Below are 24,791 nucleotides of genomic sequence, written 5' to 3' on the forward strand. Positions count from 1 at the left end.
CCTTTCTCTGACTTTATGAAAGACCCGTTTTTTCAACACTCATGGTTTTGTAATTCGTATACAGGACATTTGCCCCTTCTACAATTTTAACTTCTCTTCGGGGAGTATAATCGACCAAATAGCGCCCTTTTTCAAATACCGAAAAATCGACGCACAGTTTTGCCGCTGCCTCGATTAATTTTTGGGGGAGCTGCTGTTTATCGGTCGTAATAATGAGATGGGCCGAAGGGCGGTCTTTCAAATGCATCCAGATGTCACGCGATTTGGCGTTGCGCAAAAGTTCAATGTTCCCTTTTTCGCTTTTTCCCAACGATACTTTGACCCCTTCGATCCAGAATTCGGCGATCAGATCGGAACCCTTATTTTTTGCCCCTGCTGTTTTTTGGGGGAAAAGGAGGGCGATATCTTCGGGTGTCGCCGCTTCCTGCACCGTTTGGATAAACAATTCAATATAGCGGATCTTCTCATCAAGATTGTGGCGCTCTTTGTAGACCCCCACCCCTTTTTGTTTCAGTTTTTTGGAGCGTTTAAAAAAATGTTCCGCCGTCATTGCCGCACTCAAGCACCCTTCCGGAAGGGTGATATGGAGGAGGGTACCGTCAAAATCCGCGATATCCACTCCCCTTTCATACGGTTTGATCCGATCCAGATTTGCAAGGATCAGATGACCGAAGTGGCGGGAGCGTTCGGATTCAGCCATCAAAGAGGCTTCGTCTTCAAGAGATCCCCGGTTACGTTGGAGCTGTTCCAGACGTTTTCGCAAAAGGAGAGTTTTCTCGTGTTTTAACCGGCCCAGCTTCTCCCCGGCGCATCGACGGTACTCTTCCCTCAAAAACGATTCCACATCCTCAATCGGATACGGCTTCGGAGTATACGGCGGCGGCGGCGGATCGATCAGAAGCTGACCGACGCGGACGCTTCGGGTCGAGAATTCACCGTCGATATGACGTAACGCTTCCAACACATATTCCTCTTTATCCAAAAGAATCACATTGGTGTGTTTACCGGTAAATTCAAACTGTATCATCGTCGATTCGCTCTTATACGCGCCGCTGGTTGTTGTCAAAATCCGGATAATTTTGTCACGGTTATGGAGCGTGATCGATTGAATCGTCGAACGATTCAGACGCTTGGCCAGTAAAACGTCAAAAGGGGCCTGATACATTTTCCCCCGCGAAGCCGAATCATCGAGATAGATGGTTGCATCCGCGCGACGCATTTCGAAATTCATACTCCGATTGTGATCGAATACGATTCGTATGCAGGTATCACTGAGGCGATAGGCGGCATTGATTTGATTAAACGGCTGCATATAATGTACAATTTGCTCTAAGTGTGACAATCTCACGTTGCTATATCCTTACTTTCAGAAGAGCTTTATGAAAAGAGGCCTACAATAGTGGCGTACTTATCACATTTTTATCATAAGGCCCACCCGATGCAACTGTTAAACACCATCAAATCAAAATTTATCTCTAATTTTATCGCTGCGGTAGGGGCTATCTTGATTAGTGTCATTGTAGCATACTTCATCGCCATGAGCTCGATCAAAACCATTATGACCAGTGATCTCAATACGGTAGCCGACGCACTTGAAAAAAATGTAAATTACATTGCCAAAATAGAACCGATGGGGTATCAGGACGAAGGGTTTAAAAAGGAGATCAAGAGCATCAAAATCGGTAAAAGCGGTTATGTCTATTTTATTAACGCCGAGGGGGTTATGACCATTCATCCCAAAGACGAGGGGCAAAACAAGGCGGGACACGATTACATTGACCATATCCGCCACGACAAAGCGGGAGGGATTTACGAATACGTATCGGCCACAACCGGACAGGATAAAATTTCCGCCTATCGCTATATTCCCGCATGGGATATGTGGGTCATCCCGGGGATCAACAAAGCCGACTATTTTGATGAGCTCAAAGCGGGCTTTATCAAATGGTTCCTTCTGCTGGGGACGATTCTGACCGCAATGCTGGTGACCATCAATTACATTACCGGCAACAGTATCCTCAAACCGATCGAGGAGCTCGATCAGGTCTCTTCGGATTTGGCACACGGGAACGGCGATCTGACCAAACGGCTTCCGATCATGAATCAAAATGATGAAATCGGGATCGCCAGCCGCTACCTTAACAGCTTCATCGATAAGATTCAAACGACCATCAACGATACCAAAAAAATCACCTCATCGGCGGTCTATTCCACCGCATCCCTGAGAACTGCCGCGACCAGCCTCTCCACCCAATCGGAAAAAACCAATATGATCGCCCGTACGACCAATACTACCGCCGCAGAGATCGGACAAACGCTCGAATCGAGTGTTTCTATGGCCAAAGCCTCTCTGGAAAACAGCCATTCAACCGAGAAAGAGCTCGCCAGTGTCCGCCAAATCGCCAACATCATTACCCGTGAAATTTACGATACGACGCAAATGAGCAACGATCTGGCCGAACGGTTTGCCCAGCTCTCCAGTGAAGCGGCCAGCGTTAACGGCGTGCTCAGCATTATCTCCGACATTGCGGATCAGACAAACCTCCTTGCCCTCAATGCCGCCATCGAAGCGGCGCGGGCGGGTGAGCACGGGCGAGGATTTGCCGTCGTCGCCGACGAAGTACGCAAACTGGCGGAACGGACCCAAAAAAGTTTGACCGAAATCAACTCCATCATCTCCGTAGTGATCCAGTCGATCTCCGATTCATCCGATATGATGAGTGCGAACGGGAGCAACATTGAGCGGCTTGCCGAACGGAGTCAGGAGATCGATCTGAAAATCGATTCAGCCTCCAGTGCGTTGCGGGCCAATGTCAGCGCCAGTCAGCAAAATGCCGAAGAGTCCGAAGCGATGGCCCGCAAAATAAAAGAGATCATCACCAAAGTTTCCGAAATGTCGGAACTCTCTCAAAACAACCAAAACGACATCAAACAAATCTCCCAGATCGCTACCGAACTCTATGCCGCCGCAGACAGTCTCAACAACCAATTGGCCCAATTTAAATCGTAACCCCTCGCTAAAAAGCTTCCCGTATCTTTCGGATACGGGAGATTACCAACCTTTTCGCACGTGTTTAGACAAGGTGCATAAGGTCAATTACCTAAAAAGGAGCACCATGAGATTTCAAATTTTACTCTTCGTCTGCATGACGGCAGCCGTTCTGCAGGGCGAGGAGGGGACGGTTGAAACGGCTTCGACGCAGCCACAGGCGATAGAGCGCCCCGCTATTCAGGAAGTTGTGCTGAGCAATAAAGAGCCTCTCAATGTCGCTGTTGCCAATAAAGAGCCGTTGAGCGTTACCGTTGCCAATTTTCCGGCAGTCGGGGTCCAAGCCGTATCATTGGAAAATGACGATCCGATCCGCGTCCGTCTCATAGAACCGGTTGAAATCGTCCAAAAAGAGAGGGGGGAGCTCTCCTTTTTAAACGACGCCACCAATCTCTTGACGGTGGAAACATCGGCGACGCTGGGAAAACTGGGAACCGATCTGCAAACGATTTATCTCTATAAAGTGAATCTCAAAAACGATCTCGGAGAAAAAACCGGGGTGAAACTCCATTTTATCGCCGAGGACAAACTTGAAATCAGCAAAGACTTCAAAATTCTCGTAGAGAATGAAATCTATATGGATGAAAATAAGGTCGAAAAGCTTCAGAAAGCCCTCTCTAAAATCCTCTCTCTTGCAAGCGGTACCGTTGAGAATAAAGATTTCAAATTGAGTTTTAAAACACCCGATGATTTTGAGCTGACCCTCTACACGACCAAAAAAATGTTCGGAAACGGCAGAGATGTAACGGCAACCATGGTGATCGGAAAAGAGCAAAAATACAGTTCCAAAAGCGTTCTGAACCTTAAAGAGCTCACCGAGTTTAAAACTATGCTGGATCTCTACAAAACGACCAAAATCAATCCGATCTGATCCGCCGTCCCCAAAATTCCTGCTATAATGCGCCCCACTTTTCAAAGGAGGCGGACGGATGCGCTCACCACGCGGTTTTGGCAAAAACTATTTCACCCTTAGTGCGATTCAGGCCTATGCCTCCGCCCATCGTCTGAGCCAGAATGCCCAGCGTATCCGTCTTCACCGTGAAAACCGTCTCCAGATTGCCGAAGAAGCCGATGCGATCGACGATCCGCCGCCCGATCTCCTAACCCCGATCCAACCGCTCCCTTCCCAAGGGGGACTCTGTAACTGCCGCTTTGCACGTCTCAGCCACCTGTGTCTGCGCAATCACACCTCTGCTAAAAAACTTACCGTCTCGCCGATTCATACCTATTCAACCCTCTCCCCGCCCGTCCATCAAAATGCCTCTCATGGCCTCAACCATTTTAAAAAATAAATCAAGGATTTTTATGGACAAATACACTCTCTCCCTCATCGGTGCATCCCTGCTGATGAGCCCGCTGTGCGCACATGATATCACACTCGATCCCATCATGGTCAGCGCCTCTAAAACAGAGCAATCATTAAGCACCATTACCGCCAACGCCACCGTTATTACGGCAGAAGAACTGGAAGAAAAGCATATTGCAACCGTTGCTGAAGCGCTGAATCTTGTTTCGGGAATCAGCACCATCAGCAATGGAGGAGTTGGAAAATCAACCTCTGTGTTTGTCCGGGGATTTGATTCCAAACGGGTTTTGGTACTGATCGACGGTATCCGCTACAACGATCCTACCGGTTTGAACGGTGCTCCGTATGAGCATTTAATGGTAACCGATATTGAGCGGATCGAAATAATCAAGGGAGCTCAAAGCGGCGTCTGGGGTGCCGATGCCAGTGCCGGCGTTATCAATATCCTCACCAAAAGCGCGCAAAACGGACTTCACGGAGCCATTACCGGCGAATACGGCACGTTTAATACCCAAAAATACGGGGCAACCGCATCCTATGCTACCGACACCTATTACGTCAAAGCCGCCTCAACGACCGTGGATACCGACGGCTTTAGCGCCCAGGCGCCCAAAGGGGTTGATATCACGACCCTCGAGGATGACGGATACAGAAATACAACGACCTCGCTCAGCGCAGGGTATAAATTCGATTCAATGAATAAAATCGACCTCAAGCATACGGCTATCCATGCGACAACCGAAAGCGACCCGTATAACAACCCAAACGGCATCTATAACAGCATCGTGGAAGAGAGTTTCTCTTCTCTCAACGTCAACCACATTGACAGCTTCAACGAGATCAATCTCTACGCAAAACACTCCTCTTTCGAAAGAGATTATCCGCAAGATCTTTATACGAAAGCATTTGACGGAGTCGTAACCGAATACGGCCTCTCTTCGCGTATCCCTTATCGGAGTAAAAACGATTTCGTTCTAATCGGCGCGGATACGAAAAGCTTTGAACATCGCAATGATTTCGACAAAAAATACACCAATACTGCCCTGTTTATGACCAACAGCAACACCTTTAACGGCCGTACCACTCTCACCGAATCGGTGCGACAGGACAACTACGACGCCTTTCATGACAAAACAACCGGGAAGATCGGGGTAAAACACTTTTTGGATAACGGGTTTTATCTCTCCTCCAATTACGGAACCGCGTATAATATCCCGACCGTTTACAATCTCTACGGCCCCTACGGCAGCACGACGATAACACCCGAAAGCACCAAAAGCTTTGACGCGTCGGTCGGGTACAAAGGGGTGGTGCTCACCTATTTTTACAATACGATCGAGGATATGATCGACTTTGACATGAGCACCTATAAATACAATAACATCCGGGGGACCTCGACGTTCAAAGGATTTGAAGCCGAGTATAAAAAAGAGTTCCTTTCCAAAACGCTCCTCTCCCTGAACTATACACGGCTCAGCGCAAAAGACAAAGACGGCTTTGACTTGGCACGACGGGCAAACGAGAACTTCAAATTCGGAATCGATTATTACGGCATCGAAAAACTTCATGTCGGAGTGTTTGGAGAATACGTCGGTTCCCGATATGATGACAAAGAACAAACCAGACAAACGGGGCGTTACACGCTTACCAATGCCGTCGTCAATTATGATCTTTCAAAAACGGTGAGCCTTTACACCAAAATCGATAATATTACCGACAAATATTATCAGAGCGTCCACGGATATGCGACCTCTTCGCGTGCGTGGTATGCAGGGTTGAAGGTCTCCTTTTGAAAATAGTTCTATGGTTGATTCTGGCACTCTCAGTCTATGCACAGGAGCGGATCATCGCCCTCAGCCCCTCCATCAATGAAACCCTCTATGCCCTCGGGGCAGGGGATCAGGTAGTGGCCAATACCGAGTACTGCAACTATCCCCCCGAAGCCAAAAACAAACCCAAAGTGGGGGGTTATTTCTCCCCATCGCTGGAGAAAATCCTCTCGCTTAACCCCACGACGGTGATCTTGCAGGAAAATAACGCCGCGTTAGCCGAAAAACTGACCCGACTGGGGATCCGCACGGCGGTGATCCGGATCGATACCTACCCCTCGATCCGCCGGTCGATTCTCACCATCGGCCGCATCGTCCGCAAAGAGGGAAAAGCCCACGCCATCGTGAGCGAACTCGATCAAAAACTCCGCGCACTGAGGGGGATTGTCCGCAACCAAAAAATTTTGATGGTGTTCGGACACAATACCGATCTCTCTAAAAGCATCTATGTCTCGGGGCAGAATCTCTATTTTGATGACCTCATCAAAGAGAGCGGCAACACCAATGCCCTCCAAAGCCGCCGAAAGGGGCAACCGGTTCTCAATCTCGAAAACATTATTGCCCTCAACCCCGACATGATTATCCTCCTCGCCCCGAATACTAAGGAGCAGGGATTAACCAAAGAGGCGTTGATCGCTCCGTGGCGCCACCTCCCGATCAATGCGGCTAAAGAAGGGAAGATTTATGTCGAAGATCAGCCCTACTCCAGTAATCCGAGTCCCCGTCTGGGTCTTTTTTTAGAGGATATGAGGGGGTACATGATCGATGCTGCACGTCGCTAATCTCACCGCTCAAATCTTAAAAAATATCCGTTTCACCCTGAGAGAGGGGGAGAATCTGACAATTCTGGGCAACAACGGCAGCGGCAAAACGACGTTGGCCAGAGCACTTTGCCATCTCCTCCCCTCCCAAAATATTTTTCTGGAAGGGAAAAATATGGGTGAAATCGCACCCCACCTCCGTTCACGGGTGATCAACTATGTCCCCACGACCCTCGATATTTACGATGAGTACCTGAGCGTAAGTGATTATTTAGAGCTCAATCAATTCGAGTCTGCCGATCCTCGAAAAAGGGAGGAAATTCTCGAAGCGTTGGAGATAGAGCATCTCAAACACTCCCCCTGCCAAAACCTCAGCAGCGGGGAGTCCTCCCTGCTCCTGATCGCCGGAGCGATCCTCCACCGTGCCCGATACACGATTCTCGATGAGCCGACTGCCAATCTCGATCAGGCTAAAAAAGTAAAAATCTACCGTCTCCTCAAAAACGGCTCCTATTTTCAAAACACGATCATCATTACCCATGATCTGAATTTGGCCTACAAACTCGGATATGACGTTCTCTATCTGGAAGAGGGGAGTGTCCGGTTCTTCGGAGGGTGCGGTGATTTTTTCGATCCCTCCCATCTTGAGGGCTGTTTCGGCAACGCGGTTCAAAATATCGGCGGAAACTTTGTGGTGAATTACGATGAAGTACGTTAGTCTTATTCTATCCCTAGCGGTTCTTATCATTGCCCCATTTTTGGGAGAGATCGCTGTGAATATCCAAGAGATTTTCAACCCCGCATCCGCTTCGTCGATGCTTTTTTGGGAGATCCGCTTTCCTAGAGTGATTATCGCCTTTTGCAGCGGTGCGATCCTCGCTCTCGCGGGGCTTGTCTTTCAGAGTGTCTTTCGCAATCCCCTCACCACCCCCTTCACCCTCGGCGTTGCCAGCGGTGCGACATTGGGGAGTGCACTGGCGATTGTTTTTTTTGGCGGTATTCTCTTTTGGCAATACCTACTCAGCTTTTTCGGGGCGTTATTGACGGTAGCCGTCCTCTTTTTACTCTCACGTTCCCTCAAATCGGCGCAGACCGGTTCGCTGTTGCTCGTGGGAATCGCGTTGTCTTTTTTCTATTCGGCCGCCCTTATGGTTCTTTATTACCTGAGCGATTTTGAACAGAGCTATTCGATTGTCCGCTTTACGATGGGGAGTCTGAATATTATCGGATTCGAGACCGTCTATCCGATACTCATCGCATCGCTTCTGTTTTTGGCTTCGATCCATTTACAGCGCAAACCGCTGAGGCTTCTGTTGACGTCGCTTGATTTTGCGTTTTTAAAAGGGGTCCACGTCTCACGGCTTATTATGAGCCTCTTACTCCTCACCTCTTTGGCCGTAGCGGTATGCGTCAGCGTCGTGGGGCCTATCGGGTTTGTGGGGCTGATCGTCCCCCATATCATCAAACTCCTCTACCGTCGCAGCAGCGATACTCTGATCCTCCCGACCTTTTTTTACGGCGGGATTTTTTTGGTGGCGTGTGATCTCGTCGCCCGCAATCTCGGAGCCGCTTCAGACATCCCCATCGGCGTCGTTACCTCCTTTTTAGGCGGGCCGTTCTTTATCTATCTGATTGTACAGCGCAATAAAGGAAAATGATGGGAGTTAAAACAACCCTTTTTCTAGACGATTTACCCCCATTTTTGGACGCCAAAACTATCCATCCCACACAAGATGGGGTAACGGACAGCGTCTATCTCATCGACGAGAAGTGGGTCGTAAAGCTCTTTGAGCAAAGCAGTGTGAAAAGCGTCGAAGAAGAACTACGATTGCTTACACTGTGTAAAACACTCCCTATCGCCACAAGTGTCGGAAATATTTTGACCATTCATACGAAACCTGCCCTGATTTATCGCCGTTGCTGCGGGGAGAGCCTCAAAAATGCCACTGTAGATGACGTAAAACAAATCGGTGCGTTTTTAAAAGCGTTTCATGCAAAAACATCCACGCTCCAAAGTACCAATGAAAAACTGTTTGAGAGGGCGCGGATGGAGGGGATGATTCGTGAGACAAATGTTGAAATTTTCGATACGCTGTTCAAAAAAATCGATCTCACCCTCCGCAACGACGGAATCATTCACGGGGATCTTTTTTTGGATAACGCCCTGTTTGAGGGGGGAAGCCTCTCGTGCGTTATCGATTTTTCTCAGGCGTGCAACGGCGATTTTCTCTTCGATCTCGCCGTCGCGGCTCTCTCGTGGTGCGACAGTGATGAAAAAACGGAGGCGCTGCTGGAGAGCTACGGCGCAACGCTCACATTGGACGAATTTCGCCCTTACCGTGAGTATGCAACGCTGTTTTACAGCGTCAACCGCTACCTTAACGGCGGGAACTATCAAGAACTATTGGAGAAATTAGTATGATACAAACGATTACCGGAAACAAAGATTTTATTGAGAGTTTGCGGGGAAAACGGGCCAGTTTTCTCCTGTGTATGAGCAACACGGCAACAGCAAATACCCCGGGGATCACCCAAGCGGGGATTCCCGGGATGCTACACCTCACCCCGACGCTCGATGCGGAGTTTATTAGCATCGGAGAGGTGCGGAGCCTCGGCACCATCGCCGAAACTCCCAAAGGGGTTCCCACCCCCGCCCTCCTCACCCGCGCCGTCCATCTGCTCCATCCGTTTCGAGAAATTGAACTTCTGAATCTCGGGTTAGAGATCACCCCGAAACTGGAGCATTTTAAAGTGCATACGTTCAGCATTGCACCCAGCGGTTCGATTGAGCAGGGGGCTTCTATCCCCGCCGCAGAGGTGTTTGAAAAAGGGGTGGCGTTTGCCCAAAACCTCGTACTCCAAAGCGACTACATCATCTTAGCCGAATCGGTTCCCGCAGGGACGACGACGGCACTTGCCACGGCGTTGGCATTGGGATACGATGCACGGGATAAATTCAGCAGCAGTTTTAAAAATGCCCCCGAGGGGATCAAACAACGTGTTATTGATCAAGCCCTCTCCCATGTGAATGAGAGTGATGATCTTTTTGAAATCCTCGCCAAAGTTGGGGATAATATGCTCATCTTCAACGCCGGATTACTCCTCGGTCTCCAAAACCGCGACATCCCGATCGTTTTGGCGGGGGGGACGCAGATGGCGTGTGTCCTCCTCGTCGTCAACCGTATCCTTCAAATGATGGAGGGGGAGTTAGATAGCTCCAAAATCGCCCTTTGCACGACCAAATGGGTCGCCGAAGATGCACACAGCGATATCAAAGGGCTGTTGGAGATGAATGATTTTAGTATCAACGCCTATTACGCCGATTTCGATTTCTCCCTCACCGCTCATCCCGCCCTCAAACTCTATGACGAAGGGGAGGCGAAAGAGGGGGTCGGCGCGGGGGGTGCGCTGGTCTATGCCCTCTTAAACGGTATCACGAAAGAGCAGATCACCCGCAAAGTGGAGAGCTTTTTAAGATGAAAATACTTTACTTCGGCGGACAAAAATCGGGGAAAAGCTCTCTCGCAGAGGCAAAGGCCCTCGCTGTTGCGACCGATAAACCCATTTATCTCGCCACCTACGACCATAACTTCGGTGACAGCGAAATGGGAGAGCGGATCGATAAACACCGCTTAACGCGAGGCGAAAACTTTATCACACTCGAAGAGAGCCGCGATTTAGCAAGTGTGATCGAACCGCACCAAACCTACCTCGTCGACTGCATCTCGATGTGGATACTCAACCGACTCGATGAGAGCGAAGAGGAGTTGACCAGCGAGATCGAAGCGCTGGGACGAATAGAAGCTAACATCGTGTTTGTCCTGAACGACGTCGGCAGTGGAGTGATCCCTAATGATCCCATCAGCCGCCGATACGTCGATCTCAGCGGTATTATCGGTCAAACATTGGCTAGGTTTTGTGATGAGGTTTACGAAGTGAAACTGGGATTGGAGAAGCGGCTTAAATGACGACCTACGGACACGGCGGGGATGTGAACAGCTTTGCCGCGCACTGCGGCTGCGCTCTTGAAGAGGTGATTGATCTCTCCTCTAACATCAACTTCATCACCCCGAATGTCGATTTCAGCAGTGTGACCCTCAACGCCTATCCGAGCTATGAGAGGCTAACGGAGACGTTAGCTGAGCACTACGGTGTCACGTCGGAAGAGGTAGAGCTTTTCAACGGCGGCTCTTCGGCGATTTTTACATTGCTCCGATTTTTCGATAACCTCACCTGCACGATTTACTCCCCCGCCTATCTGGAATACAAAAAAGCCTCACACCTTCACGGTAAAAAAGTGTGTCTCATCAACCGCTTTGAGGCTATGGATACGGAGGTCGAGGAGAACTCCCTTGTCATCTTCGTCAACCCCTCCACCCCCGACGGACACTACTACGAAATAGAGACGCTGATACAGATGTGGATTGTCAAAAACTGCACGATCCTCATCGACGAGTCGTTTTTGGAGTTTTGCGGGGGCGAATCGGCAACCCGCTACCTCCAAACTTACGACAAACTCTATGTTTTAAAATCGCAGACGAAATTTTACGGATGTGCGGGGGTGAGGGTCGGGATCGTCCTCTCTTCGCGTGAGAATATCCGCACCCTCAGAGAAAAAGAGCCGCTATGGAAAATCTCGGCACTTGATAGCCATTTTCTCATCACGGCTTTGGCTGATGAGCCGTTTCGTGCACGTTCACATGCGCTCAATGACGAAGCGAAAAGGTATCTGAAAACTCTCCTCGATCTTTCCGCTCTGTTTGAGGAGGTGTTTGAGAGCGATGCAAATTTTTTCCTTGTCCGTCTCGCTCATATGAATGCAAAAGAGTTTCAGGAGAAGCTTATTCCGCATCGTATCATGGTGCGCGATTGTTCTAACTTTGACTTTTTGGATGAGCGATATGTGCGGATTGCGGTGAAAAGTGTTTCGGAATTGAAACGGTTTGAAATAGCGATCACAAATATTACTTCTGAGATGAGAGAGGGTACAATAAGCAAAACAGACAAAAAAAGTGCTCGTGAAGATTGTGGAGGGGAATAAATGAGAAATATCGAAAAATCAAATCACTTTTACGACGAGATTAAAGCGCTGCTTCATCACGCCAGATCACACATCTACAGTACGATTAACACTACGATGACGCAAACATACTGGGAGATCGGAAAACGGATTATTGAAGAAGAGCAACATGGTGCGTTGCGAGCTGCGTACGGAAAAGCTATTTTAAAAACTCTCTCGGACGAGCTTGGCAGAGAATTCGGAAAAGGGTTTTCGGTTGATAATCTGGAAAATATGAGACGATTTTATCTTGCATTTCAAAAATCCGAGACAGTGTCTCCGAAATTCAAACTCAGTTGGTCGCATTACCTTTTTTTGACGCGTATCGATCATCAAGAGGAAAGAGATTTTTATGAGATAGAGGCTATTCAAAACAGTTGGACATTGCGGGAGATGAAACGGCAGTTTGACAGCGGACTTTATGAGAGGCTGAAACTCAGCTTGGATAAATCAAAAGTCAAAGAGCTATCCACACAAGGTTATGTGATCGAATCGGTAAACGATATGATAAAAGATCCGTATGTTTTAGAATTTGTCGGTTTACCAATGCACTCATCGTATAGCGAAAGCGACCTAGAAACTCGACTGATCGATAAGCTGGAGCACTTTTTATTGGAACTGGGCAAAGGGTTCACCTTTGTAGCAAGACAAAAAAGAATCACGATAGATGAAAAGCATTTTGCTGTTGATTTAGTTTTTTATAATCGGTTGTTAAAATCGTTCGTCGTTATCGATTTGAAAATCGGTGAGCTGAAACATCAAGACATCGGTCAAATGATGATGTATGTCAATTATTTCGACCGATTTGAGAAAACAGAAGATGAAAATCTGACAATAGGCATTATTTTGTGTAAAGACAAGAGTGAAGCTCTCGTAGAAATGACATTGCCAAAAGACAACAATCAAATTTATGCGAGTAAATATCTGACCGTATTGCCCAATAAAGAAGAACTCCAAAAACTGTTAGAGGAAGATGAGGGTGAGTAATTCTCCATCTCACCGTGAACGTATCGAAATTAAAAAGATGATCAATTATGTTCTTTGACATCGCCCTCATCGCCTACCTCACCGACCGACTCTTCGGTGAGTTCACATTCATCCGCCATCCGGTCGTATTGATGGGGGATTTTATCACTGCTTTTGAAAAGCGGTTTTACCGCGACAGCATCCTGCGTGGATTTTGGCTCGTGTTTTGGTTGTTAGCCACCGTGTTAGCACTCGTCACTCCGATCTTGCTGATCGACAATCCGTGGATTTTGGGGATCATAGCCTCGAGCGGGATCGCGGGGAAAATGCTCTACACGAGTGTGCAAGGGGTATTAAACGACCCCTCAAGTATCCGATATTTGGTAAGCCGCGACACCGAAAACCTCAGTGAGAGCGAGATCAACAAAGCCGCCATCGAGACCTATGCTGAAAATCTGAGCGACGGAGTGATCGCCCCTCTGTTTTATCTGTTAGTTTTCGGTTTGGTCGGGCTGTTTTGCTACAAAGCGGTCAATACCCTCGATTCGATGGTGGGGTATCGGAGCGAAAAATACGAAAAATTCGGCAAAGCAGCCGCACGGCTGGACGATATCGCCAACTATATCCCCTCCCGCATCACGGCGATGATCATACTGACCCTTTTCGGCAAACTCGGAAAGCTCAGACAGACTTGGCGTTACGGGGCATTGCACGAGAGTCCCAACGCGGGATACCCAATTGCGGCAATGGCATTGTCGCTGGATGTGTCGCTGGGAGGTCCAACCTCCTATTTCGGAGTTCTCAAAGCCAAACCCTTTTTTGGTGAGGGGCGCGAAGCGATCAGTGCAGACGATGTTCGCCGCGCCCTCTCCCTCCGACCCCGAATCGATACCGTTCTCATCACCATTCTGGCATTAGGAGCCATTTCATGAAATCCATCTCCATTTTCGGTACCTCCAGCGATGCGGGGAAATCGACTCTGACCTTTGTCATCGGGCGGCTTCTGCAAGAGAGGGGGATCAACGTCGGGGTGTTCAAAGCCCAAAACGTCTCCAATAACTCCCGCGTCTGTGATGACGGGTCCGAAATCGCTATCGCTCAGTATTTTCAAGCGGAAGTGCTGGGACTTCCGACGAGCTACCACCTCAATCCGATCCTCCTCAAATCGGGGCACGGAAATAGCGCCTCACTCATCGTCAAAGGGGAAGTGGTAACCGATAAAGAGGTTCGCGACTACTACCGCGATCTCGACACCCTCAAACCCGCCGTAAACGAGTGCTTCGAATATTTGAGCGAACGGTATGAGTGTCTCGTCTGCGAGGGGGCGGGGAGTCCCGTCGAGCTGAATCTGATGGACAAAGACCTCTCGAATATCTATATCGCCGAAAAGTACAATACCAAGATCATCCTCGTCGCCGACATCGAAAAAGGGGGGGTGTTCGCCTCGATCTGGGGGGTCTATAATCTCCTCCCCGAATCTCTGCGGGCCAATGTGATCGGGGTCATTGTCAACAAATTTCGCGGAGATCGAACCCTTTTTGATGAGGGGGTGAAGATCATCGAAGAGCGTTTCGGTATCCCCGTTCTCGGTGTTCTTCCCTATCTTAGCCTCAACCTCGGATTCGAAGATTCCCAGAGCCTCAAAAATTTCGTCCAGAACAAACCTCACCCCGCACAAAAAATCGGGATCATCAACTATCCGACGATGAGCAACTACAACGATTTCGAACCCCTCATCGCCGACGAGACCGTCTTTGTCGAGTTCATCACCTCCAATGTGGCGCTGGAGAACTATGATCTCATCATCCTCCCCGGGAGCAAGCGGGTGATCGAGGATCTACGGTGGCTCAAAAAAACGGGGTTATTCGACGCACTTAAAGAGCGACACAAAGAGATGCTGGGGATATGCGGCGGGTATCAGATGATGTTTGAAACCATCATCGACGAGGGGAGTGTCGAAACCTCAGAACCGAGTCACGAAGACGCGCTCGGATTTATCGATGATGTGATCGTATTCAAAAAAGAAAAAGTGCTCAAAAAAGGGGAATATCTCCTCTTCGGCCGCACGATAAACGGTTTTGAAATCCATCACGGAGTGAGTATGAAATATCCCCTCTCGTATCATAAGGATCATATCAAAGGGACGTTTGTCCACGGACTTTTCGAGGATGAAAAATTTGAAGCGTATAAGAAAACGACCCTCGATAACTTTATTACGACGATGCGAGGCGAGATCGATAGGGAGAGGATCCTCAACGCTTTGGAATAACCTTTTTTTTATCACAATATTATAACAACAATACACAAAAAATAGCTATTCATAGAATATTACCAAATTATTACGAACTATGGCTGGTTTTTTATATTATTTTTAACATAAATATCGGTATATTTTGTCCGTTATCATGATCTGCTTGCTGTGAGCCGGATTATTCCGATAGCAAAACTGACGAATGCTATCAATCCCCTGATTCTTTTTTGAAATGGATCGGTACGGTTTTTAACCCGCCGGAGGGATAGCACTTAACGAAGGAGTTATTTTATGAGCGCTCAAAAAAAACGTTTTTTCCCGTTTGCCTTAGCATCCAACGTACAGAACATCAGTCTAGCCTCCTTGCAACACATACCAAGTGCTACTTTGGTTGCCGCTAATAACGTGGAGGATACCATTCCCATTGAACAGCAACTTGTGAATGCCTTTAATGCCAATAACGATGTAATGAGTTATGTTTTGGGTATTACCCAAACGACATTACCTACAATCCCCGCACCGATACCGTCGTGGTACCCCCCTTTTCAAACGGCTTTCAGCAATGCTCAAATTCACGCTAACGGCTGGTACTCAATTGCGACAAACTTAGTCAGTATTCCCAATGCGATATCGGGCTACGGGATTGCCTTCAATTCGAACATGTCTACGATCAATTCGTTGATAGGTGTGCTATTAGCCGATCCAACCAATGCGGCAGCGATCGCTCAACTTCAGAAAATTCTCAATGGCATGATCAGTCAAATCAAAGGGTATTCCCAAACTGCCGTTACGTTTCAACAAAATATTCTCGACTTTAGCAACAACTTAACGGCGGATTCCGCCATCATGTCGAAAGCGGTTGCGGACTCTTTATCAACCATTGGCGTTGATCAGGCGCAGATTCAAAAACTGGAAGACGATATCGCCTCATTACAAGAACAAATCAAAACGTGGCAAACCGTTATGACCGTGGCAGGACTTGCGGCGGGTATCGGATTTTTTGCCGGTGCCGTGATTGCGGTTTTTACATTTGGATTCGGATTGGCTTTTGGTATTGTATCCGCTATAGCCGGAATCGCCACGATGATTGCCGCTTCCGTCGAAATATCGAATCTCACCAATGAGGTCAATAAAGATACCGCTGAAATGAATGCATTGACCCAGCAAGTGGCCAGTTTAAAACTCCTGAACACGCAGCTTGACGCGTTAATCGTTTTGTCGGAAGCGGCAGGGACTCAGGTGGATCTTATTTTAGAAGTGTGGAGTGAGCTGGAGTCTGAAATCAATACCGTTCTTACCGATTTGCAAAACTGCCAGGGCGATACCACCCCCTTAAATCTCGGTCAGCTGCAAACCGATTTAAACATGGCCAATCAAGATTGGCAAACGCTGGTAGGGCTTTGCAATACCATATCTTCCATCACGTACAATCAAGCGACTCCGCTCACCGCAAATTTACAATAAGCAGAGCACGTCTGCATAACTAAAGTTATGCAGACGTTTATCCTTGCTTTGTCCCCACTTTGCATTTAACTCCGTTCTTCAGTATCACTGCAGTCGTTTCATTGACTCCATATAAAGGAGCATGTCAAAGGGACATTTGTCCATTTGTTGTTTTAGAACCCGACTTTAGCGGAAGTATAGACAGAATTGACTATCATAGTTTCTTTTTTCTGTGGTGTCGAAAAGTAGGGATTGGAATTAGCAATTGTTTTTTTTTTCAAAAAAGCAACTTACAGATTTGAGAGTTTTTATAGAAGAAAGAATTAATCCCAAGCTCTTCACCGCACTAAGACGGGAGAGGAGATCTTGGGCTACAATATCAGTATTGTATTGGATTTGACATTAGTCGTCCATGAAAGCGAGTGTGGATATGAAATTTAATGTTTATTGCGATGAAACATTACCTGATCTCTTTACAACGACTAAACCCATAGACAAGCGCCTCATGATAGGAAGTCTATGGATTGAGGCTGAAAGCAAAGAGAGTATCAAAACACATATCAAAGAACTCCGCCAAAAGTACAATTGTTGGGGCGAAATCAAATGGACGAAAGTATCACCGTCACAAGAGGCATTTTACCTCGATCTAATTGATTTATTTTTCTCATTCGGAATGCAAATGAGATTTCGGTGTATTGGGGTTGATCCGAAACAAGTTAACTGGGCGTATCATGGAAATGACAAGGAGCTCGGTTTTTACAAGTTCTATTATTTTCTCCTCGAAAAATGGATTCTTGATTTTAATGAATACTCTATTTTTTGTGACGTAAAAGTGAATCGTGATCTTTCACGTTTAAATACTTTACGTGACTTTTTGGATCGTGTTAACTTAAATGCTTATATTGAACGGGTTCAAGCTCTTCCTTCTCGTGAAGTAGTTTTAATTCAAATGACAGATTTTCTTTTGGGAGCAGCTAGCAGTCAAATCAACAACATAACGCATAAAAATTCTGCAAAGATAGCTGTCATAGAACATTTAGAGAAACACCTCGGACATACCATCCAACCCACTGTTAAAAATGAGGATAAATTCAATGTCTTCAATATTCGACTTGACGGTGGTTGGTAATGGCGCCACCTTTTGTTCAGTATGATACACCAGTAGAATATAAAACTCACTATGAAGTGAACTATTGCCAAAGACCGATTATGACATTTGACGGGATAAACGTCTTTTTTGGAAAAGATAAATTTGAACATGCATTTTACGAGAGCAGTGACCGAAGAGGCTCAAAGGACACCTTTTCAGACGAACGGGCTAAACGGATTAATTGGATCAAAGATACACTTGAAAATCCAAATGCAGTTTTATATCAAGGTTGGGATTTTAAAACTAAACAATATAAGCCTGATGGAAGAGTAAGCGTTGTGTATGGCGATTTTGTCGTTGTGATTCGCTTGAGCTTAAATAAGAGTGGAGTACTAAAAGGAAATTTTGTCACTTGCTATGAAGCTGATAATAGTATTAGCAAAATTAAAAGCTCACCACTATGGGATAAAAAAGAATGTTTGGATTATTTGAAATGAGAGTGATTCTGGTCGCTGATTTGCTACGCTGGTTCTGCGACCGAAACCTCGATAGATTCAACCACCGATGGGTAGTGAATTCAAGCCAGATAATAACATACATTCCTTGCGAATTCATTAAAGTGAATAAATTAGTTAAAGAGACAGTATGCGCCGAAATACCCAAGAATATTTCCAAAGTAAACTTCCCGCAATCAAGCTTTTTTAAAAGTTGGCTTCAATTTCGGAAGAAGACACAAGGAAACCCCAATGTCCTATAAGCAATGGTTCGACGCCCACGCCCAAAAACACAAAGCGATTATGAACCGCCTCACCCACCTAAGCGATGAGGAGGTGATCGAATATTTTCGATTCGAAAACATGGTTCAGCACGAGAGCGATTTCTGCCCCCTCTATGCAGAGAATAAAAAGTGCCACGATACCCCTGAGCTCAACTGCTACCTCTGTGCCTGTCCCAATTTCCGCTTTAACGACGCGGGATTTTCAATCGACGAGAATAAAACCCTCTTTAGCACCTGTTCCATCGAAAGTCCCGACGGAGATCGCTATGTCAGCGAAAAGGCGATCCACCAAAACTGTGCGGGGTGTATCGTCCCTCACCGTGAGAGCTACATAAAAAAAGTGTTCGATCGAAACTGGCTCACCATCATGAAAGAGGTCCCCTGTGAATAACTTCTATCTGGGGATCAAATTTGCCCTGAGCTATTTCACGGTCCTTCCGATCCGGTTTCGCGAGGGGGATGATCTCTCCCACCCGCACGTCCTCTCTTCGATGCTCTACGCCCTCCCCTTTGTGGGGATTCTCCTAGCAGGGGTCAGCATCGGGATATTCGAAGCCCTCGCACCGTTGGGGTGGCTCGCGGCGATCCTCGCCTCGGTCCTCTACATGGCGCTGTACGGATTTATCCACACCGAAGCCATCATCGACGTCGCCGATGCCCTCTACGCCGCCCACAGCGGAAAAGACCCCTATGCCGTGATCAAAGAACCCACCGTCGGAGCGATGGGGGTGCTGTATGGAGTGAGCTTCCTCCTCCTCAAAATCGCCGCCCTCTCGACCCTGCTGATGCACCATCTCTTTCTCCCTTTTATCGCGATTGCCGCCATCAGCCGTTTAGCGCTGATCGTTGTGATTCGGGTGGTTGAATTTCGCTCCTCGTTTGTGTCGCAGCTCAAAGCAAGCCTTTCGCCAATCCCCCTGATAGTCATGGTTTCCCTGTACGGAGCCCTCGGACTCTTCACCCTCTCGTGGCCGTTTGCGGGACTTTTGCTGCTGGGGGTCGTGATCGCCGTAACCACCGCGACGCTCACCCGCAAATCGCTCGGATTTCTCAACGGTGACGGTCTGGGAATGGCGCTTGAACTTGTCGAACTGATCTTGATTCTGGTGGTCGTGCGGCTATGGGTATAATTCTCCTTCGCCACGCCCCTCCCGCTGCGGAGTATCACGGGCGATACAACGGCCACACCGATATCCCCATCGATCCGACCCTCTTCGACGAAACCAAAATCGCCGCACTCGCACACCAAAAATTCGACCGTATCTACGCATCCGACCTGTGCCGATGCACCGAAACACTCCGACGTATGGGGATGGAGCACTTTACGACCGACCCGCGCCTTCGCGAAGTGCGGTTCAAACCCTTGATCGAGGGAAAAAGCTTTGAGCAGATCGAACGGATGGAAAATTTCGACCCCCGAGCCTTGGAGTCCATGGAGAGCTGGCACGCGTATGTCTGCGACGAACCGCTGGAAATGTTTCGAGAACGGGTTCAGAGTTTTTTGGAGGAGCTTCCCAACGACGAAACCATTCTGATCTGTTCGCACGGCGGAACCATCGGGATGATCCGTTCGCTTCTCGACACCACCCCGGCCTCCACCCCATTGGGGTATCTCGATCACCATTTTTTAGGGTAAAATATAGACTTCAATCCAAGGAGCGCGAATGCGGCACGCACTGTTTTTATCCGTACTTGCCCCCCTCCTTTTCAGCGCTCCCCTCCCCCTTCAGTTTGTCGGTAACGAAAAAATTTCTTCCGATGCGCTCTACACGGCCATAGGGCTACGCAAACCCTATGTCATTGAAGTATGGGAAAAAGAGCCCTCCCTCGAACCGATTGCCGCAGCACAGAGTGCAACCGCCATCTCCGCCTACTACCGTTCCAAAGGGTATTATCACAACAAAGTGGCCTCTAAAGTGAGTGATACCGCCATCACCATCATAATCGAAGAGAACAATCCGATCAAAATTGCCGATATCCAGATCAATAGCCCTGTCACTATTGAATCGGACATCCTCCTCAAAAGCGGTGCACTCCTCGATCAGGAGAAGTTTGCCGATTCCAAGAGCCGCATCAAAAAACGGTACGGCGGAGCCGGCTACTGCAACGCGGAATTTAATTCCAAAGCCTGGGTGGATATCGAAACCGATCTGGCCTATCTCGTCTTCGAAGCGATCCCCAATGAGAAGTGCACCTTCGGCGCGATCAGCGTCGAATCGACCCCCAATATCGACGGCACTCTCGTCGCCTCGATGCTCCGGTTCAAAGAGGGGGACCCTTATGATCTCGAAGCGATCCGCCTCAGCTACGAAACCCTCTACGCCCAGGAGGCGATTGCCCGTGTTTTAATCAATGACAACGACCACAACGGCAGTATCGTCCCCATCGCGCTTGATATCGAAGAGGCCGAACGCCCGATCCGCTTCACCGCCGGTTTGGGATACAGCAGCGATCAGGGTATAACCGCCCAAACAGGGGTAAAACACCGTAATATTTTCGGCAATCTCAAGACCCTCTCTCTGGATGCCCGCTATTCGCAGATCATACAAGAAGCCTCCGGAACCTTCGGATACCCCCTTGCCAATCGGGGGGGATTAGGGGCATCCATCGGATACCGGAATGAATTGTTCGACGGATACAAAACCGAAAGTACCTACGAAAAAATTACCGCCAAATACCAAGAAACCCCGACAGCGGCGCTCGTCGGGGTGTTATTCGATCGAATTCAGACCTATAATTCCACCGATATCGTCACCTTTCCCAACAATGTCCTCTTTATCACCTCTCCGCTGGGAGAGCTCAACTACGATACCCGCAACAAACCGCTCGATCCGACCAAAGGGGTATGGCTGAACGCAAAAATGACCGGTTCGCTCCTCACTCCGGTCTTCTCCGATGCGACCTATTTAAAATCGATCCTCTCGGGAGCCTACATCAAAAGTTTCGACACTCAGGTGGTGGGGGCAAAGCTCAAATGGGGTTCGCTTCACCTGCTCGATGGGCGTATCCCCTCCTCGTACCGGTTCTATGCGGGGGGGATGAATTCCAACCGTGCCTATCTTTACCGGGATTTGGGGCCCAAAACCTCCAGCGGAGACCCGATCGGATTTGCCTCGTTAATGGAGGGGAGCGTCGAGTACCGTTTTCCTATTTACGGAGAATTCAGAGGGGTGTTATTTAACGATTTGACCTTTGTCTCAGACGTAACGATCCCCGATTACACCAAAGGGTATTGGGGAGTGGGAGGGGGATTGCGCTACGTCACGCCGATCGGGCCGATCGCTATCGACGTCGGAGCCGACCCCTATAACTTTTCCCAATACGCGATCCATTTTCGTATCGGAGAGCTGTTTTGAACCCGCACGTCCCCCCCCTGCCGGAAAAACGGTTCTCCTCACGCAAATGGCTCCGATGGATCATACACCTCTTCGTGGCACTCCATTTTCTCCTGATCAGTGCGATTCTTATCGGAGCGTTGATCCTCTATCTCCTCTTTCGTTCCGATGGGCTGGCCATCATCAATGCCTATCTTCTCGAACCGCTCGGGGTACACTACAAAACCGCCAAAGGGAGCTTGCTTGAGGGCTTTACCCTCTATGAGGTCAAAACCCAAAAGCTGGAAATCAAATCCCTAACGCTCCACTACAGTCTAACCCGGATTCTACAGGGGAAACACACCGTCGATTCGATCCGCATCGACGGTCTTCGAATCCATACGGAAGATTTTCTCAGCGACAGCTCCGCACCGTGGCCGTTCCCCGTTTTTGCCCTCAAAAAGGTGGACCTTACCAATCTCCAGATTATCAGTCCCTATCCCATCACTCTCAACATACAGGCAAAAAACGGCACCTATGACGGGAAGTCGCTCAATTTCTCCTCCATTCGTGCAACGTGCCAATCGCTCTATGCTGACGCTGCCCTGGAGGGGGTTGTGAAAGATAACGCCATCCAGGGATCGGGGCTCCTCTACCCCAACGCCAAAGCGCTGGAACCCTATTCGGGAAAATTTACCGATCTGCCCCCATCCCTTCGTGTCACGATCCATGAACTCTCCGATAAACGGGCCGATCTCTCTACCCGGCTTGATACCCTGTTTCTCAAGCAAGATCCCCTTATCCATGCCACGGGGATCAAACTCCATTTCGATTACCGTTATCTCAACGACTATTTCGACAGCAGTATCGATTACCTTTTGCGCCGCAACAACGATACGATGGATACCCGCCAGCAGCTGCGCTACCGCTTCGACGGGACAACCACCACCCTCTTTGAGGGGGCCATTACCTCCGCCCATCCCCTCCCCGCCCATCTGCTCTATGGAGAGATCACCGATACACCGGAAGGGATAAAAGGGAATCTCACGATCGACGGCGGAGCAATCGCGTTTGCCAGCGGCGACTACGACCGATTCGTTTATAGGGTCCATTCGGCACACGAGACCCTCTCCTTTCTCCCCTTCCTCCCCGAAGTGCTCCAAAAATCGCCGTTGCAGCTTGAAGCGCACGGAGAGTACACCCTCTCCTCATCGCGGCTAGAGGGGTCTGCCCATATAGCCCATAACCACGCAATTGCGGACGGAAGATTTGTCATTCAGGAGAATTTTCGCGATATCGACGGCAACCTCACCCTCCTCCCCGATGCCCCGACATGGAAAAATTGGGGTCATAAACCGCCGGAACATTTCTTCTTTTCACTCCGTCAGGAGAACGAGCGCAACGCCGTTCAGCTCTCGGGAGACGCGCTGGCCCTCTCGCTCAACGGAGACGATACGTTCATGGAGGGGTCGGGAAATTATCTGGGGAACTATTTTGATCTCAAAGCCTCCGTGCTAAATGAGAAATACGATCTGTGGATCGATGCACTCACCCCTTCACTGTTTGCCTCCATTTCCAAAATCATGCCGCTGGAGCTGCACGAAAAAGAGTATTACGATGCGGAAGTACGGAGCAAAACCCACCTCTCTTTCGACAAAACTCTCAAAATCGACAGTGAAATCACCGTTCCGTGGTACGCGGCGGTTATGGACTCCAAACGCTCCTTCAGCGGAACCGACGGCCATTTGAATCTCGCCTATAGCGAAGGGAATATCACCGTCAGCTCCTACCGTTTCGACGTTGCGGACCACACCGTCGAGACTCAAAAACTCTCCAAACTCCATCTTGGGGACACCAATGAATTGATCGTCGATCAGATATGGATCTACGATACCCTCCTCCTCACCGGGGTCATCCATCTGGAGGATCTGCGCACCTCCCTGCGGCTGCGATCTGAGCGATTCAGCTACAAAGGGCCCGAAGGGGAAGCCCACATGGCCGCCGATATCACCTTCGAACGCGACCGCGATGCCAACCAAACCCTCTTTGGCGAGCTCACCCTTTTGGATGGGGCGATCACCAATCTCCCGATTCAGCAGCTGAAAGTCATGGACGAAGACATCATCATCATTCAGGATGTCCGCCCTCCGACCACGACCAAACTCGCGATCAACCTCCACGTCATCTCACGCCGAGCGCTCCGCTACCGGACCAAAGAGCTTGACGTTACCTTTGTTCCCGATATTACCGTGTGGAAAGATCCTCTCGGCCCGGTAGAACTTTTGGGGATGGTCACCCTCCCCTCCGGAACGGCGACCACCGGAGGAAAGCTTTTCGAGATCAAACCGAGTGAAATCTATTTCGGCGGCGGCGTTCCGCTGAATCCGTATCTCAATCTGACGATCGGCCATGAGGTGGATTACAAAAAAATCTTCATATACGTCACCCATACCCTCGATTCGCCGATCTTTTTGTTCAACTCCGATCCGGTCATGAGCCAAAACGACATTATGAGCTACATCCTTTTCGGCGGTCCGGCAAACACCGGCACCTCTACCGTGAACACGGCCAACCGAACCGGCGATACCGGAACCCAGACGATCCGTGCCGACGCCACCAATTTCATGCTGGGTGCGGGGATCAAAGGGCTGATCAACGGTGCGACCAAAATACAGATCGATACGATGAACATCCTCACGACCCAAACCGGAGGGATGGGGATTGAGGTGGGTGCGCGGCTTAATAAGGATCTCCGGGTACTCTATAAAAATGATACCGTCTCCAGCGTCTTGATCCAGTACACCCTCAACCGCTGGCTCCGCCTCGATGCCGACGTTCATGAGCTGGGGCAGGGGATCAAGGCGGTCTATATAAAAGATTTCGGCGATTTTTTCCCCCATAACCATGAAATGCCGTCCCCTAAAAAACCTTGATATTTATCAAGG

Annotated in this window: 23 protein-coding genes; 22 read left to right on the forward strand and 1 reads right to left on the reverse strand. The window is 48.8% G+C overall.

Annotated elements, in window-relative coordinates; translation table 11 throughout:
- Nucleotides 1-13: 13 nt before the first annotated feature.
- Entirely contained in the window at nucleotides 14-1,312 is a 1,299-nt protein-coding gene (locus tag M0P91_RS01735) for an NFACT family protein (protein ID WP_295063618.1), read from the reverse strand.
- Nucleotides 1,313-1,438: 126 nt separating this feature from the next.
- Here M0P91_RS01735 and M0P91_RS01740 point away from each other — a divergent pair, with 126 nt between their 5' ends.
- The 22 genes from M0P91_RS01740 (at nucleotide 1,439) to M0P91_RS01845 (ending at nucleotide 24,779) form a co-directional block, all read left to right on the forward strand.
- Nucleotides 1,439-3,010 carry a methyl-accepting chemotaxis protein gene (locus M0P91_RS01740; protein WP_295063621.1) on the forward strand — a complete coding sequence of 524 codons (1,572 nt, stop codon included), beginning with the start codon at nucleotides 1,439-1,441 and terminating at the stop codon, nucleotides 3,008-3,010.
- A 106-nt stretch (nucleotides 3,011-3,116) separates the two neighbouring features.
- Nucleotides 3,117-3,920: a hypothetical protein gene (locus M0P91_RS01745; protein WP_295063623.1), complete on the forward strand. Its 804-nt coding sequence runs from the start codon at nucleotides 3,117-3,119 to the stop codon at nucleotides 3,918-3,920.
- A 58-nt stretch (nucleotides 3,921-3,978) separates the two neighbouring features.
- Nucleotides 3,979-4,341 (forward strand): hypothetical protein, encoded by a 363-nt coding sequence (locus tag M0P91_RS01750; protein WP_295063625.1) that lies wholly within the window; start codon nucleotides 3,979-3,981, stop codon nucleotides 4,339-4,341.
- Between the two features lie 13 nt (nucleotides 4,342-4,354).
- Complete coding sequence (locus tag M0P91_RS01755) at nucleotides 4,355-6,148, forward strand: TonB-dependent siderophore receptor (RefSeq protein ID WP_295063626.1); 1,794 nt, start codon at nucleotides 4,355-4,357, stop codon at nucleotides 6,146-6,148.
- Complete coding sequence (locus tag M0P91_RS01760; RefSeq protein WP_295063628.1) at nucleotides 6,145-6,966, forward strand: ABC transporter substrate-binding protein; 822 nt, start codon at nucleotides 6,145-6,147, stop codon at nucleotides 6,964-6,966. The genes M0P91_RS01755 and M0P91_RS01760 overlap by 4 nt, the downstream gene beginning before the upstream one ends.
- Nucleotides 6,950-7,663, forward strand: coding sequence for an ABC transporter ATP-binding protein (locus M0P91_RS01765; RefSeq protein ID WP_295063630.1), 714 nt, complete (start codon nucleotides 6,950-6,952; stop codon nucleotides 7,661-7,663). The genes M0P91_RS01760 and M0P91_RS01765 overlap by 17 nt, the downstream gene beginning before the upstream one ends.
- Nucleotides 7,650-8,603, forward strand: coding sequence for an iron ABC transporter permease (locus M0P91_RS01770; protein WP_295063633.1), 954 nt, complete (start codon nucleotides 7,650-7,652; stop codon nucleotides 8,601-8,603). The genes M0P91_RS01765 and M0P91_RS01770 overlap by 14 nt, the downstream gene beginning before the upstream one ends.
- Nucleotides 8,603-9,367: a phosphotransferase gene (locus M0P91_RS01775; RefSeq protein ID WP_295063636.1), complete on the forward strand. Its 765-nt coding sequence runs from the start codon at nucleotides 8,603-8,605 to the stop codon at nucleotides 9,365-9,367. The genes M0P91_RS01770 and M0P91_RS01775 overlap by 1 nt, the downstream gene beginning before the upstream one ends.
- Nucleotides 9,364-10,425 carry a nicotinate mononucleotide-dependent phosphoribosyltransferase CobT gene (cobT, locus tag M0P91_RS01780; protein WP_295063639.1) on the forward strand — a complete coding sequence of 354 codons (1,062 nt, stop codon included), beginning with the start codon at nucleotides 9,364-9,366 and terminating at the stop codon, nucleotides 10,423-10,425. Before M0P91_RS01775 ends, cobT begins: the two co-directional genes overlap by 4 nt.
- The gene (locus tag M0P91_RS01785; protein ID WP_295063642.1) at nucleotides 10,422-10,913 is read left to right on the forward strand and encodes a bifunctional adenosylcobinamide kinase/adenosylcobinamide-phosphate guanylyltransferase; all 492 of its coding nucleotides are present in this window, start codon (nucleotides 10,422-10,424) and stop codon (nucleotides 10,911-10,913) included. Before cobT ends, M0P91_RS01785 begins: the two co-directional genes overlap by 4 nt.
- Nucleotides 10,910-11,986, forward strand: a complete 1,077-nt coding sequence (locus tag M0P91_RS01790; RefSeq protein WP_295063645.1) for an aminotransferase class I/II-fold pyridoxal phosphate-dependent enzyme — start codon at nucleotides 10,910-10,912, stop codon at nucleotides 11,984-11,986. The genes M0P91_RS01785 and M0P91_RS01790 overlap by 4 nt, the downstream gene beginning before the upstream one ends.
- Complete coding sequence (locus M0P91_RS01795; protein WP_295063647.1) at nucleotides 11,987-12,991, forward strand: PDDEXK nuclease domain-containing protein; 1,005 nt, start codon at nucleotides 11,987-11,989, stop codon at nucleotides 12,989-12,991.
- A gap of 47 nt (nucleotides 12,992-13,038) precedes the next feature.
- The gene (gene cbiB, locus M0P91_RS01800) at nucleotides 13,039-13,902 is read left to right on the forward strand and encodes an adenosylcobinamide-phosphate synthase CbiB (protein WP_295063650.1); all 864 of its coding nucleotides are present in this window, start codon (nucleotides 13,039-13,041) and stop codon (nucleotides 13,900-13,902) included.
- Complete coding sequence (locus M0P91_RS01805) at nucleotides 13,899-15,239, forward strand: cobyric acid synthase (RefSeq protein ID WP_295063652.1); 1,341 nt, start codon at nucleotides 13,899-13,901, stop codon at nucleotides 15,237-15,239. The genes cbiB and M0P91_RS01805 overlap by 4 nt, the downstream gene beginning before the upstream one ends.
- 273 nt (nucleotides 15,240-15,512) lie before the next feature.
- Nucleotides 15,513-16,685: an HBL/NHE enterotoxin family protein gene (locus M0P91_RS01810; RefSeq protein WP_295063655.1), complete on the forward strand. Its 1,173-nt coding sequence runs from the start codon at nucleotides 15,513-15,515 to the stop codon at nucleotides 16,683-16,685.
- 391 nt (nucleotides 16,686-17,076) lie between these two features.
- Nucleotides 17,077-17,793: a DUF3800 domain-containing protein gene (locus M0P91_RS01815; RefSeq protein WP_295063658.1), complete on the forward strand. Its 717-nt coding sequence runs from the start codon at nucleotides 17,077-17,079 to the stop codon at nucleotides 17,791-17,793.
- Nucleotides 17,793-18,251, forward strand: coding sequence for a hypothetical protein (locus tag M0P91_RS01820; protein WP_295063660.1), 459 nt, complete (start codon nucleotides 17,793-17,795; stop codon nucleotides 18,249-18,251). The genes M0P91_RS01815 and M0P91_RS01820 overlap by 1 nt, the downstream gene beginning before the upstream one ends.
- A gap of 249 nt (nucleotides 18,252-18,500) precedes the next feature.
- Nucleotides 18,501-18,923, forward strand: a complete 423-nt coding sequence (locus M0P91_RS01825; protein ID WP_295063663.1) for a hypothetical protein — start codon at nucleotides 18,501-18,503, stop codon at nucleotides 18,921-18,923.
- Nucleotides 18,916-19,662, forward strand: a complete 747-nt coding sequence (locus tag M0P91_RS01830) for an adenosylcobinamide-GDP ribazoletransferase (protein WP_295063666.1) — start codon at nucleotides 18,916-18,918, stop codon at nucleotides 19,660-19,662. The genes M0P91_RS01825 and M0P91_RS01830 overlap by 8 nt, the downstream gene beginning before the upstream one ends.
- Nucleotides 19,653-20,168, forward strand: a complete 516-nt coding sequence (locus tag M0P91_RS01835; protein ID WP_295063667.1) for a histidine phosphatase family protein — start codon at nucleotides 19,653-19,655, stop codon at nucleotides 20,166-20,168. Before M0P91_RS01830 ends, M0P91_RS01835 begins: the two co-directional genes overlap by 10 nt.
- Nucleotides 20,169-20,196: 28 nt before the next feature.
- Complete coding sequence (locus tag M0P91_RS01840) at nucleotides 20,197-21,888, forward strand: BamA/TamA family outer membrane protein (protein WP_295063670.1); 1,692 nt, start codon at nucleotides 20,197-20,199, stop codon at nucleotides 21,886-21,888.
- Nucleotides 21,885-24,779, forward strand: coding sequence for a translocation/assembly module TamB domain-containing protein (locus M0P91_RS01845; protein ID WP_295063674.1), 2,895 nt, complete (start codon nucleotides 21,885-21,887; stop codon nucleotides 24,777-24,779). Before M0P91_RS01840 ends, M0P91_RS01845 begins: the two co-directional genes overlap by 4 nt.
- The last annotated feature ends 12 nt before the right edge of the window (nucleotides 24,780-24,791 follow it).

Source organism: Sulfuricurvum sp. (assembly GCF_023229695.1).
In the GTDB taxonomy this organism is placed as follows: Bacteria; Campylobacterota; Campylobacteria; order Campylobacterales; family Sulfurimonadaceae; genus Sulfuricurvum.